Source organism: Sediminibacter sp. Hel_I_10 (assembly GCF_000688335.1).
In the GTDB taxonomy this organism is placed as follows: Bacteria; Bacteroidota; Bacteroidia; order Flavobacteriales; family Flavobacteriaceae; genus Psychroserpens.
The window spans coordinates 2,704,456-2,718,716 of sequence record NZ_JHZX01000001.1 but is presented as its reverse complement, the minus strand read 5'-3'; the positions used below and the strand labels follow the sequence as shown (position 1 = coordinate 2,718,716).

Here is a 14,261-nt window from a genome sequence, read left to right as displayed (position 1 = left end):
AACAATTATGAAAAAAGCATTTTATTTCGGTCTATTAACAATGTTAAGTTTTTCTCTAATGTCATCTACTTGCTCAAGTGATGACGATGGTGGGAGTCCGAATGATAACAGTCAACAAATCTCACAAATTGAAAATACTGTTGAATCCGGAACATGGCAAATCACGAATTTTAATGATTCTGGTCAAAACGAAACCTCTAACTTTAATGGTTATGACTTTAGTTTCAATTCTGACGGCTCTCTTGTAGCAACAAATGGTTCAAACACAATGACTGGAACCTGGTCTGTCACAAACGATAGTAACAGTGACGATGACAGCAGTAGTGATGATGATATTGATTTTAATATTTTATTCCCTGTACCAGACAGTAACGATTTTGAGGACCTAAATGATGACTGGGATATTGTTTCTTCATCATCTACTAGAATTGATCTTATTGATATAAGCGGAGGGAATGGTGAAACTGATATGCTCACATTTGAGAAAAATTAAAGAAGAAAAGCATCCTAATTAATTAAATATTCCACTCTATAAAATTCATCATATTTGATTAAAAGCAAGCCAACCATAAATTTTATGGTTGGTTTTTCTTTTTAATGAAACTTCAAAGCAGTGTTGATTTTGCCATTTTAAAAAAAAACTGCTCATTTTTTGCGAAATTAGAACCTTTCACATTTTTAATGACGATGGCTTTCTCTTCATAACGTATTTTAAAGTCAACAACATCTAAAATAAAACAAAAAAAAGCCCGATCTTTTCAGATTGGGCTTTCTCAAATTAATTTAGACGTCGTCTTATGCTTTTGGCATTACAACAGTGTCTATGATGTGAACTACACCATTAGATGCTTGTACATCTGTAGCAATCACAGTAGACGTTTTTCCAGAAGCATCAGTTAAAATCACTGAATCTCCTTTCATAGATGCAGTTAACTCACCACCGTTGGCAGTTTTAACAACATACTTCCCGTTAGCATCTTTGATAGCAGCTACCAAAGTAGCAGCATCAACTTTACCTGAAACAACGTGGTACGTTAAGATACCTTTTAATTTCTCTTTGTTCTCAGGCTTCAATAAAGTCTCTACAGTTCCTGCAGGTAACTTTTCGAAAGCAGCATTATTAGGAGCAAATACAGTATATTCACCTGGCTCAGATAACATTTGAGCTAAATCTGCAGCTTTAACGGCTGCTACTAATGTAGATAAGCTTTCTGTTGCCATAGCTTTAGATGCAATACTGCTCTCCATCGCTTCTTGCTTCATTTTTTCTTCTTCGGCTTCCATAGCCATTCTTTCATTATCCGCAGCTTCTTGCTCCATTTTCTCAGCTTCCATCTTCGCCGCTTCTTCTTCTTTTTTTCCATCGTTACAAGATGTCATCACCACTAAAGTCATGCACATCAATGCTCCGAAGATACTGTTCATTCTTAATTTCATAATTTTTTGTTGTTTATTGGTTTATCCTAACAAGATACGCATAGAATAGCTATTAGGATTTCCGAATAATTGATTTAATAAAATTTTAACTAAAATGAACACAACAAACTCAGATTGGGAAAAATTAAGACAATTTGCTCGACTGCTCTTAACAAAAAATTAGTATGCCCTTTTCTAGTAATTACGTTAATAATCGCATCAATAGTAACATTTATAATACCTTTACTGCTTTATCTTTACGCCTTGGATACTACTGAAAACAAACCTAAAGAAGCTAGCAAAAAAACAAGTTACCGCTGGTTAAGACGCACCCTGCGCGTGGCTTTGGGTGTCCTAATCTTTCTCTTGTTAATCTTGCTGTTTGTGAGAAGTCCGTGGGGGCAAAATATCATTGTCAACCAAGTGGTAGATTACGTCTCTAATAAAACCCAAACGAAGGTAGCCATAGAAAAGTTGTTCATCACCTTTGATGGCGATGTGCAATTGGATGGTCTTTACTTAGAAGACAAGCAAGGAGATACCTTGGTTTATTCAAAATCACTGGAAGCCAACATTCCTCTTTGGGCCATGATTAATGGCGGAGCTGTTGGTGTTGACGGATTAGATTGGGAAGGCCTAAGAGCCAATATCACTAGAAAAGATTCTATTTCTGGATACAACTTTCAATTTTTAATAGATGCCTTTGCGCCAGCCGACTCTACTAGCGTTGCCACAGATACTACAGCAACTCAGCCTTTAAATATTGTGTTGGGAGACCTCAACTTTAGCAACTTCGATGTTGTTTTTGATGATGATGTGTTGGGTATCAATTCCCGATTTAAAATAGGTGTACTCAATGCCAATATGGAAACGACCGATCTTGAGCACATGAATTTTGAAGCTTCAGATATAGAATTAGCGAACAGTAATATTAAATTTATTCAAAATAAGGTCGCCATAGATACCACTTCAGAATCTGATGTCCCTCTTCCTAAATTTTCAGTTGAATCCATCAACATCAAAAATGTTGTAGCGTATTATGAGTCTCAACCTTCCGAAATTATAGCCGATTTAGATATTGCAGACTTCCATACAGAAATACCAAAAATCGACCTCTCATCTAATGATATTGACATTGCCATTTTGGAATTGCGACATTCAAAAGTGGCGATACAGACCGAAATCAATAAGAAAAACGTCTCTCAAGCTTCCCCAGAAATCGCTCCAAATCAAAACACATCAAATACAAATACTTTTGAATGGCCAGAATTTAAAGTGAACGTTGCCGATTTACAGCTTGAAAACAACAATATTAACTTTAGGGCAGGTAATGCCACACTAACAACAGAAACTTTTAATCCTGAAGCCTTTTCTATTGAAGGTTTAGTATTAGATGCTAAAAACATCTTTCTAAAAGACCAAAAAGCGGGGATTGACATCCATACTCTAAAACTTAATGAGACCTCAGCCTTTAATCTAGAGCAACTGTCTGTAAATCTTAGAGTTTCTGAGCAGGAACTTTCTATTGAAGATTTAAACCTTAAATTAAATAACAATGCCATTACAGGTTACGCACAATTGAACTATAATGGCCTAAACCAGTTAACCACAACACCAGAGAACACCAAGGTCGACCTTAATTTCCCTTCGTTTCGCCTATCTTTAAAAGAGCTCTTTAAATTTCAGCCAGCACTTAAACAGAACCCTTATCTCAAAACCTTGAGTGAAAAAACACTTAGCGGAAATGTGAACGCTTCGGGCACTTTAGCAAGCATGAATATCCCTAATCTTAATGTCAAATGGGGTGCATCTACGCAAATTTCAACTAGAGCAACGCTAAAATATCCAACCGACCCTGAGAAACTACAGTTCAACATTCCGCAATTTGTAGCCAAGACCACTCGTGAAGATGCCATGAAATTTATTGACGAAAAAGAAATGGGCATCACGTTTCCGAAGGACGTAAAACTCGCCGGAAGCGCAAATGGCCAACTCGATGATGTTTCAGCAAAAGCAAAACTAACGACCACACAAGGTATTGCCAGCATAGAGGGGACTTTTAAAAACAAACAAACTTTAGCTTATAATGTAGATCTATCGATAGAGGACTATAAAATTGATGAGCTGATGAACAATCCGCAATTTGGCACCTTAACGTTATCTCTAAAATCACAAGGAAGCGGAACAACCATCAATACGATGGACGCAAGCGTTGATGCAACCATTAAGAAATTTCAGCTTAACAGATATGCTATTAATGACCTCAACATCAACGGTGACCTTAAAAACGGCAGAGGTCACGTGCGCTCAAAATACAAGGATGATAATCTCAATATGAATTTGGATGCCGTGGTAGTACTAGATTCTGTAGCTCCAGAAGCAACCTTAGAACTAGATATTATTGGTGCTAATTTACAAGCGCTAGGTCTCATGCAGCGTCAAGTAAAAACAGGGATGACCGTTTATGCAGACTTTAAAGGCAATGCTACCAATTATGATGTATCAGCCATAGTTGACGACGGGGTTATTGTATATGAGAACCAAACCTATTTATTGGGGTCTCTAAACGCATTGGCCCACGTTACGCAAGATACCACTTCGGTTTCTGTACGAAATAAAATGCTAGACCTCACCTTGAGATCAAACTCCGATCCACAAACCTTTAGTAAAGCACTTCAAAAACATGTGCGCAGTTATTTTTATCGGGATTCTATTAAAACAGACACCATTTCAAAACCTGTAAACCTAAAGTTAGAAGGTAAAATTGCACAATCGCCTTTGTTAAAAGAAGTCTTTTTAGTTAATGTCAAAGATTTAGACACCGTCTCAATTGCTGTAGATTTCAAGGAAAAACAACGTAAGCTTAAAGCAAATATCACCGCACCGCACATTAATTACAGCGGTAATGAATTGGATAGTCTGGTCTTTGCGATGGACACCAATAAAGATAATTTCAACTTTAATCTAGGGTTTAAAAATATTATTGCTGGACCTTTAGATATCCCTCGAACAAAAATTACGGGAAACCAAAACAACAATGAACTCACCGTTAATTTTTTGAGCTTTCATGAAGACTCTCTTTTAATGAATGTGAATACTAAAATTACAGGAAATAGCGAACGCTTGGTCTTAAAGGTAAATCCTGACAGTCTTATTTTAAATAAGCGCGAATGGTCAATTCCCAAAGACAATGAAATGATTCTCACCAGTACAGCCCTAGAGTTCAATGATTTTAAAATTTCCAAAGGGGATCAATCCATAAACATCACAGACAAGCTACGCAACCTTACAAAAAAACATGCGGCTCTAGAATTTAATAATTTTAAGATTAGTGAAGTCTTTAATTATCTTAACCCAAAATCAAAATTGGCCACTGGTCAACTCAACGGCAACTTCATTCTTCAAGAACCCTTTACTGAAACGGGTATTGTTGCAGACCTTAGCGTCAACGACCTGAAGGTATTAAAAACCAATTTCGGGACATTAAGTATCGATGCAGAATCTTTAGGTGGCAATAACTATGATTTTAATGCTAACCTACAAGGAGGCGATGTCAATCTTGACCTTACAGGAGAATACACGTCTACAACCAATGATGCCAAGCTCAATCTCGATCTTAATATCACAGAGTTTAAGATGAAAGCCCTCAACAATCTGGCATTGGGTGAAATTAAAAATGCCGAAGGTATTTTTACTGGGCAATTTAAAGTGACAGGTAGCACAACAGCACCTCAATACAAAGGCAGTCTTAATTTTAAAAATGCCACCTTTAATATTGTAAAACTAAACACACCTTTCACTCTAAAAGATGAAACTTTAAATGTGGATAATGAAGGTTTTTCCATGTCTGATTTCACAGTTCTAGATGCCAATAAAAATGCCTTGGTACTTTCTGGTGAGATTGGAACCGAAAGCTTCTTAAACCCAACCTTTGATCTAGACCTTACGGCAAAAAACTTTCAGGTGCTTAATGCTACTCCAGATGATAATGATTTTATCTACGGAAAGGCCTCTTTTGATGCTGACGCAAAACTAACTGGCGATTTACAAATCCCAAAACTAGACGCCAAGCTCACCTTAAATTCTGATACAGACATCACTTACATCCTACCCGCTACAGTTGCCAATATTGAAGAGCGAGACGGTGTTGTTAGATTTGTAAATAGGGAAAATCCAAATGCAATTCTCACACAAACCGAAGAGGAGACCGCAACGATTAAAGGCTTTGATATTTCCACTTTAATCAACATTGGAGAAAGCGCTACAGCAACCATCATTATTGATGAACAAACAGGGGATAATTTTAAGGTATCTGGTGAAGGAGAACTCGATTTAAGAATGGCTCCCAACGGAAGAATCAATCTTTCTGGCACTTACGAGATTTCAGATGGCCATTATGAGCTCACGCTTTACAACCTTGTCAATAGAAAGTTCAACATAGCTAAAGGAAGTCGCATCACTTGGTCTGGAGATCCTTTTGACGCCAAACTAGACGTGAGGGCCATCTATAAAGTAGAAACTTCTGCCTCGTCATTAATGTCATCACAAATTTCTGGTCTAGATGCTTCCGTAAGAAGTAAATACCGCCAAGTACTACCATTTAATGTGTACCTTAATATTAATGGTGAATTAATGCAACCTAAAATCTCCTTTCAATTGGATATGCCAGAAGAAGAACAAGGCGCCGTAGGTGGACAAGTTTATGGTCGTGTGCAGCAGGTAAACCAACAAGAGAGTGAACTCAATCGTCAAGTATTCTCTTTGCTAGTGTTGAATAGATTTTATCCAGACTCCGGAAGTGATGGGAGTTCGGGAGGTTTTGCTACTATTGCTAGAGACAATCTTAACGATGCGGTTGCTGGACAGCTCAATGCCTTTTCAGATAAAGTTTTAGGTAAATCTGGTATTGAAATCGATTTCGGTTTAGACAGTTATACCGACTACCAAGGCAACTCTCCAACCGAGCGCACCCAATTGGATGTGGCCGCACAGAAAAAACTCTTTGACGATCGTTTAATTGTGAGGGTCGGTAGTGAGGTAGACATACAAGGAAGTAGTCCAACTGGGGAAACCACACCATTAATAGGCAACGTTAGTTTAGAATATATGCTTTCTGAAGATGGCCGTTATCGTCTCAAAGGTTTTAGAAAGAGTGCTTTTGAAAATGTTATTGACGGGCAAACTATTATTAGCGGAATTGCCTTAATCTTTACTCAAGAATTTAATGATTTTAGAGATTTATGGGATGCAATGCTCAAAGCACAAGATGAGGAGGAGGACACAAATCAGAAGGCCGAAGACTCTAAAGTAGACAAGGAAACTTCTGAGACTGAAACAAAGGAAAAGAATACTAATCAAGAAGCATCTAAGTAACCTAATTTGAAAACAACCTTAAGATACGGCGTTTGCATTACACTACTCACCATGATTTTTTATTCGTGTAGTGTCAAAAAGTTTATTCCCGAAGATAAACGTCTCTATACCGGTGCTGTTATTGAAATTGACGCAGATACCTCAGTTAAAAATGTAGATCAACTTAAAGCTGAACTACAAACCGTACTTAGACCAGAACCCAATAGTTCTGTTTTAGGGATGCGACCTGGATTATACTTTTATTATAAAACCCAAAAAGAAAAACCTGGCTTTCTTAATCGATGGTTATATAAACAAATTGGTGAAGAGCCGGTTTACCAATCTGATGTTGAAAACCTCGAAGTTGAAGAGATTCTAATCAATAGGTTAGAAAACAATGGTTTTTTCTACAGTCAAGCAACCTCAGCGTTCACAGAAAAAAAACAATTTGCCTCCATCAATTATAAGCTAACGGTTCCCAAACCCTACAAGATGGAAACGCTTACCTTAGACACGCTCCCTAATCCCATTTATACAGATATCAAACCCGCTTTTCAAGAATCTCCGTTAACCAATGAGAGTCGTTTTGATCTTTCTAATATGAAATTGGAGCGTACGCGATTAGATACCGAATTAAAAAAGAAAGGCTATTATAATTTCAATTCCGACTTTTTAGTTTTTGAGGCCGATACCAATCAGTACAATAACAAACGATTTGATTTGTTTCTAAAATTGAAGGCAGAGGTTCCCAAAAAATCCCTCGTGCCGTATCAAGTGAAACGCATTAATGTTTACGCAGATCATGACTTAAACGATTCCATCAACTTAAATACAGAACGTTACGATAACAAAACCTACATTCAGGATACCCTATTTTTCAAACCGAAGCATCTTAACAAATTCATTACCATTGAGGAGCAGGATTATTATAGCCCATCAGAGTCCAAGAATACCGCAAGACGTCTATCAACCATAGGCGCTTATAAATATGTAAACATTAGATATAGAGAAATTGATTCGCTGTTAACAGATAGCTTGGGAGCCTTGGAGGCAGATATCTTTCTATCTCCATTGACCAAACGTGCCGTTCGTGTCGAGCTACAGGCGGTAACAAAATCAAATAGTTTTACAGGGCCTAATCTTGCCTTGACTTATAGTAACCGTAACCTCTTTAGAGGCGGTGAAACCTTGAACATAAGCACAAGCATAGGTTATGAAACACAGATTGCCAGTGGTAGTAACGCAGGACTGAGTAGTACAGAACTTGGTTTAAAGGGTGAACTTATTTTCCCTAGAGTGATTTCTCCATTTAATATTAACGACGATTTCTTTGAGTATTCCATCCCAAAGACCAAAACGAGTTTGGCCGCAAATTATTTACGTCGTAGCAAACTGTACACCCTACTTTCAGGGAGTGCGCTTTTTGGATATGTATGGGATGCCAACCGTTATGTCACTTATGAAGTGAATCCCATCTCTATAAATTACACCAAACTAGGAAACGTCACTCCAGAATTCCAGGATATTCTAGACCAAAACCCATTTCTTAAACGCAGTTTTGATCAGCAGTTTATTTCTGGGTTAACCTTCTCGTTTACTTACAACGGTATGGTAGACAGTAATGATCCAAATCAGTTTTTCTTAAATTCAACTTTAGATGTTGCCGGTAATTCCATTAGTCTTCTGGGGTCTCAAAACGAAGAGACTGGGGCCGATGAGTTTTTGGGTCTAGAATACGCACAATATGCTAAAGCAGATGTAGATTTTAGATTTCATCTTAACTTCGGAAAAAACCGATCGCATACTTTAGCAACCCGTTTATTTGCGGGTTACGGATTAGCCTACGGAAATTCTGATGTCGTCCCTTTTGTAAAACAATATTTTTCTGGTGGTCCCTACAGTGTAAGAGCCTTCAGGATACGTTCATTAGGCCCCGGAACCTATAATGAAACTAACGATGAGAATAGCGACGGGACATTTTTTGACCAGACGGGTAACATTAGATTAGAAGCCAACGTGGAGTACCGTTTCCCTATTTTCTCATTCTTTAAAGGCGCCGTTTTTGCAGATGCCGGTAATGTTTGGAATTCCAAAGGCAACCCTGCATTTGACGGCAAAGATAAATTCTCATCAAACTTTATCAATGAGCTGGGGATGGGTACTGGTTTTGGCTTACGTATAGATGTTCAAGGGTTTGTAATAAGGTTTGATCTTGCAGCACCCTTTCATGACCCGTCTTTGGATGAAGGTGAGCGTTTCGATTTTCAATGGGATGAGCCAGTGCTTAATTTTGCCATTGGGTATCCTTTTTAAAAAAATAGATATGGAAAAAAAAGAGTTTATGCAACAAGCCGTTGAAGCGGCCCTAACAGGAATGAACAACAATGATGGTGGTCCTTTTGGATGTGTTATCGTAAAAGATGGCAAAATTGTAGGTAAGGGACATAATAAAGTCACCTCTACTAATGATCCTACCGCTCATGGCGAGGTCATGGCCATTAGAGATGCTTGTATGAATTTGAACACCTTTAATTTAGAAGGTTGTGAATTATACACCTCTTGCGAACCTTGCCCCATGTGTTTGGGTGCCATCTATTGGGCGCGTTTAGAAAAAGTTTATTACGGCAGTACACAAGTAGATGCCGCTAACATAGGGTTTGACGATCAATTTATTTATGATGAAATCCCTCTGCCTTATGCAGAGCGACGCATTCCTTTTATCCAAATAGCGCGTGATATTGCTATAGAACCTTTTCAGAAATGGAGTAAAAAAGAAGATAGAACCGATTACTGATTATGGACACAAATGCAACGTTCTTTCTTTTAGATCCACTAAATTTATATCAGACTGTTATCTTTTATTATTAATTTCGACAGAAATCCATACCTGCTTTTTTTTCGTAGGTATTTTAAAACATTAGATCATGTCCAAAACCTATTATGACCCTTCAGATTTAAGAAAATTCGGTAAGATTACAGAATGGAGTGAAGCATTAGGCACTAAATTTTTTGAATATTATGAAAAAGTATTTGAAGAGGGTGCTCTAACTGCTCGTGAAAAATCCTTAATCGCACTTGCCGTTGCTCATACTGAACAGTGTCCGTATTGTATTGATGCTTATACCAAAGACGGCTTACAACGCGGGGTCACTAAAGAAGAAATGATGGAAGCCATTCATGTGGGCGCAGCCATAAAGAGCGGCGCTACCCTAGTGCATGGTGTTCAAATGATGAATAAGGTCAATCAACTTGACGGTTAAACTCAACTTTTATGATTTCATCCAGGTGAGATCTTAGAACCGTAAAGGCATGACCTATGATGATAGAATGATACTATATTATGAAAAAATTAAAGACCGAATCTTTACATAAAAAAGGTAGCGATCTCGCTCAAAGCAATAAACAGCTTGATATCTTATCTAACGGTATTTTCAAGAGCGGTGAGTTGCCAACATTCAAAGATAAAATTTCAGAAAGTAATCAGTTTCCGCTTAAAGCAAAAAAGTTGGAAATCCTACAAATTAATGTAGGCTACATGTGCAATCAAGTTTGTGAACATTGCCACGTAGATGCGGGTCCTGACCGAAAAGAAATCATGACGCGAGACACGATGAAACAATGTCTTGACGTCATTAAAAACTCAGGTGCTCATACCTTAGATCTTACAGGTGGTGCTCCAGAAATGAACCCCGATTTTAGGTGGTTTGTTGAAGAGGCTGCTAAGGTAGGCATCAAAGATTTTATTGTTCGCTCTAATCTCACCATCATTCGGGCTAATAAAAAATATCATGATCTACCTCAATTTTTCAAGAAACATAATGTACATGTGGTAAGCTCAATGCCGCATTGGACCAGAGGCAAAACCGATAAGCAGCGAGGTAGCGGCGTATTTGATAAGTCTATTAAGGCATTGCAGGAATTAAATGCTATTGGATATGGCATGCCAGATAGCAATTTGAGATTGGATTTGGTATACAATCCCTCGGGTGCCTTTTTACCAAGTGATCAAAATGCTATGGAAAAAGATTTTAAAAGGGCGTTAAAAGAAGATTTTGACATACACTTTCACAGTCTTTTTGCCATAACCAATTTACCCATTGCTCGCTTTTTAGATTATCTTATTGCCTCAGAAAACTACGAGGATTACATGTATCAACTTGTAGATGCCTACAATCCTACTGCTGTTTCTAACGTTATGTGTACCAATACGCTGTCTGTGAGTTGGGATGGCTATTTATTTGACTGTGATTTTAATCAAATGTTAGAATTACCTGTAAATAGTAAGGCACAACACATTTCAGAATTTAACGAAGATCTTCTTGAAGGTCGAAATATAGTAATTTCACAGCATTGCTATGGCTGTACTGCAGGAGCTGGAAGTAGCTGTCAAGGCAGCGTTGCATAAAAGCCAAAAATAAAAGTTGCATTATACTTATAAAATAAAATACTAAATATATGAGCTATCTAGAAACCACCCATAATGTTTATAAAGAGGCAGCATTAACTCCAGATGTTGGTTTATGCTGTACCACCAATCCTATTTGGGAATTACCTGGTTTAAAAATACCAAAGATCATGCAAGACATGAATTACGGTTGCGGCAGTACAGTTCATGCGAGAGACCTATCCAATAACCCAAAAATGCTTTACGTAGGTGTTGGTGGTGGTATGGAACTTCTTCAATTTTCTTATTTTAATCGTCAAAAAGGAGGCGTTGTTGGCGTTGATGTGGTTGATGAAATGCTGAATGCATCTAAGGAGAACTTTAAAATTGCTGAACAAGAAAACAGCTGGTTCAAGAGTGATTTCGTTGAACTCAAAAAAGGAGACGCATTTAACTTACCTGTAGATGATAATACGATTGATGTAGCGGCTCAAAATTGTCTTTTTAATATTTTTAAGGCGGAAGAATTAAAGCGAGCTATTGAAGAAATGTATAGGGTCTTAAAGCCAAATGGAAAACTTGTGATGAGCGATCCAACTTGTGAGCAACCCATGAATGATCAATTGCGTAACGATGATCGTTTGAGAGCTTTATGTTTGAGCGGAAGTATTCCTATAGCCCAATATGTGAAAGCTTTAACCGATGTTGGATTTGGTACTATTGAAATTAGAGCGCGAAAGCCCTATAGAATTTTAGATCCTAAACACTACCCTACCGATGAGTTAATTTATATAGAATCTATAGAGGTTGCTGCAATCAAAGATCCAATGCCAGAGGATGGACCATGCATTTTTACTGGAAAAGCTGCTATTTATTATGGGGAGGACACTTTTTTTGATGATAAAAAGGGACACGTTCTTGTAAAAAATCAGCCGTTAGCAGTTTGTGATAAAACAGCTGGTGCCTTAAAATCACTAGGCAGAAATGATATTTTTATAAGTGAGTCTACCTACCACTATGATGGTGGTGGCTGCTGCTAGATGATTTTCAAAACGTGTTAAATTTTGTTGAGGCGTATGTTCAAATCTGTTGTAATAATGGCAATGCTTTTAGGGACTTTGGCAACCTACTCTCAAAAACCATTAGACCACCTGCTTAAAGCTCACAACACCAATGCTGTGCCTTATATTACTGTGCAAGAATTAGCCATGCCCAAGACCAAGGCCATTGTTTTAGATGCTCGTGAATTGGCAGAATACAAGGTGAGCCATTTAAAAGATGCTATTCATGTAGGCTTTAACACCTTCAATCTAGATACGGTTTCCAAAACATTAACCGATAAAAACCAAGCTATTGTTGTCTATTGCTCCTTAGGCATCAGATCTGAAGATGTAGCGAGTCAACTTAAAAAGGCGGGATATACCAATGTTCAGAATCTATATGGTGGTATTTTTGAATGGAAAAATAAAAACTTCGAAGTTTACAATGCCGAAGAAAAAGTTACCGATAGTGTTCATGCTTTTTCGAAAGCTTGGGGCAAATGGCTTTTAAATGGCATCAAAGTTTATCAATGATTCTTTCAAAATATACATCATGAACAACTCCTTTTAAATGGGCATACTTTCCAATAACAATACCAATAGTGATCAAGATATGGTGGCCAATTTTCATTTTCCCACCTCCAAAAAAGCCGTGATCATTTTTACCCGTAATCCAGAACTTGGCAAGTGTAAGACCAGATTGGCTAAAACCATTGGCGATGACGCTGCATTAAAAGTTTACAAACACCTTTTGGCGCATACTGCAGAAGTTTCAAAACAGGTAAAAGCAGATCGGTTTGTGTTTTATTCCGAAGCCATCAATGTTAACGACATTTGGGATCCTGCCTATTTCAACAAAAAACGCCAAGAAGGTCAAGATCTGGGAGCTCGCATGCAGCATGCCTTTTCAGAATTATTTCAATCGGGTTACGAAAAGGTGTGCATTATTGGCAGTGATTTGTTAGACATTGATGCTGATATCATAAATAGCGCCTTTGAACATCTTAACACTCATGACGTGGTTATTGGTCCTGCTCAAGATGGCGGCTATTATTTACTGGCCATGAAAACGCTTTATCAAGAGGTATTTCAAAATAAAGAATGGGGTACCGAAACCGTGAGAGCAGAAACGCTCAAGGATTTACAGAATAGTAATGTGTTTCTCTTGAAAGAACTCAACGATATTGATACTTTTGAGGATATGAAGCATTATCAGCAACTTAAAACATACTACAAACAGCCATGAAAAAATTTATAAAAGAAACAGCTAATTATTTAAAAGACAAAGGTTTTGATCATCCTGAAATAGGAATTATTTTAGGTACAGGTCTCGGTCAATTAATTGATGAGCTAAAGATCATCAAAGAGGTAAGCTATAATCATATCCCTAACTTTCCTACAGCAACAGTAGAGTTTCACAAAGGCAAACTTATTTATGGTGTTTTAGAAGGCAAAAAGGTGGTTGTGATGCAAGGCCGTTTTCATATTTATGAAGGCTACACGTTACAAGACGTCACTTACCCAGTGCGCGTTATGGAAAAATTAGGGATCCATACCTTATTGGTTTCCAATGCATCAGGAGCAATTAATCTTAACTTTAAAAAAGGAGAGTTGATGTTGATAGACGATCACATCAACCTTCAAGGCAGTTCTCCACTTGCTTTTAAAGGCGTTGGCAAATTGGGAGAACGTTTTGTTGACATGAGCGCTCCGTATGATGTAGACATTAATGCTAAATTCAAGGCCATCGCAAAAGCGCATAACATCACTTTACACGAAGGTGTTTATGCTAGTGTTGTTGGTCCGCAATTAGAAACAAGAGCAGAATACCGTATGCTCAAGATCATTGGTGCAGACGCGGTAGGCATGAGCACCGTTCCTGAAATTATTGTGGCCAATCACCTCAACCTAAAGGCCGCTGCCGTTTCTGTATTGACAGATGAGTGTGATCCTGAGCATTTAAAGCCGGTAGACATCTCTGAGATTATTGCCATGGCAGAAAAAGCAGAGCCAAATATGATCATACTTTTCAAGGAATTGATAAGAAATCTATAAGAACAAAGCCCTTT

Annotated in this window: 11 protein-coding genes; 10 read left to right on the top strand and 1 reads right to left on the bottom strand. The window is 37.8% G+C overall.

Annotated features, from left to right (window positions below; genetic code table 11):
• The first annotated feature begins 7 nt into the window (after positions 1-7).
• Positions 8-493: a hypothetical protein gene (locus P176_RS0112250; protein WP_026754975.1), complete on the top strand. Its 486-nt coding sequence runs from the start codon at positions 8-10 to the stop codon at positions 491-493.
• Between the two features lie 302 nt (positions 494-795).
• Here the strand turns inward: P176_RS0112250 and P176_RS0112240 are convergent, their stop codons facing one another.
• Positions 796-1,437, bottom strand: a complete 642-nt coding sequence (locus P176_RS0112240; RefSeq protein WP_051605477.1) for a fasciclin domain-containing protein — start codon at positions 1,435-1,437, stop codon at positions 796-798.
• Between the two features lie 243 nt (positions 1,438-1,680).
• Here P176_RS0112240 and P176_RS0112235 point away from each other — a divergent pair, with 243 nt between their 5' ends.
• The 9 genes from P176_RS0112235 to P176_RS0112195 all read left to right on the top strand — a co-directional run bounded on the left by P176_RS0112235 (position 1,681) and on the right by P176_RS0112195 (position 14,247).
• Positions 1,681-6,789, top strand: coding sequence for a translocation/assembly module TamB domain-containing protein (locus P176_RS0112235; protein ID WP_026754973.1), 5,109 nt, complete (start codon positions 1,681-1,683; stop codon positions 6,787-6,789).
• A 51-nt stretch (positions 6,790-6,840) separates the two neighbouring features.
• Positions 6,841-9,081 carry a BamA/TamA family outer membrane protein gene (locus P176_RS0112230; RefSeq protein WP_051605476.1) on the top strand — a complete coding sequence of 747 codons (2,241 nt, stop codon included), beginning with the start codon at positions 6,841-6,843 and terminating at the stop codon, positions 9,079-9,081.
• A 10-nt stretch (positions 9,082-9,091) separates the two neighbouring features.
• Positions 9,092-9,562 (top strand): nucleoside deaminase, encoded by a 471-nt coding sequence (locus P176_RS0112225; protein WP_026754971.1) that lies wholly within the window; start codon positions 9,092-9,094, stop codon positions 9,560-9,562.
• A 130-nt stretch (positions 9,563-9,692) separates the two neighbouring features.
• The gene (locus tag P176_RS0112220) at positions 9,693-10,028 is read left to right on the top strand and encodes an arsenosugar biosynthesis-associated peroxidase-like protein (protein WP_026754970.1); all 336 of its coding nucleotides are present in this window, start codon (positions 9,693-9,695) and stop codon (positions 10,026-10,028) included.
• A gap of 80 nt (positions 10,029-10,108) precedes the next feature.
• Entirely contained in the window at positions 10,109-11,173 is a 1,065-nt protein-coding gene (gene arsS, locus P176_RS0112215; RefSeq protein ID WP_026754969.1) for an arsenosugar biosynthesis radical SAM (seleno)protein ArsS, read from the top strand.
• A 50-nt stretch (positions 11,174-11,223) separates the two neighbouring features.
• On the top strand, positions 11,224-12,192 hold the full coding sequence (gene arsM, locus P176_RS0112210; RefSeq protein WP_026754968.1) for an arsenosugar biosynthesis arsenite methyltransferase ArsM: 969 nt from the start codon (positions 11,224-11,226) through the stop codon (positions 12,190-12,192).
• Positions 12,193-12,249: 57 nt separating this feature from the next.
• On the top strand, positions 12,250-12,726 hold the full coding sequence (locus P176_RS0112205; protein ID WP_231481248.1) for a rhodanese-like domain-containing protein: 477 nt from the start codon (positions 12,250-12,252) through the stop codon (positions 12,724-12,726).
• Positions 12,727-12,763: 37 nt separating this feature from the next.
• Entirely contained in the window at positions 12,764-13,438 is a 675-nt protein-coding gene (locus tag P176_RS0112200) for a TIGR04282 family arsenosugar biosynthesis glycosyltransferase (protein WP_026754966.1), read from the top strand.
• The gene (locus P176_RS0112195) at positions 13,435-14,247 is read left to right on the top strand and encodes a purine-nucleoside phosphorylase (protein ID WP_026754965.1); all 813 of its coding nucleotides are present in this window, start codon (positions 13,435-13,437) and stop codon (positions 14,245-14,247) included. Before P176_RS0112200 ends, P176_RS0112195 begins: the two co-directional genes overlap by 4 nt.
• Positions 14,248-14,261 lie beyond the last annotated feature (14 nt).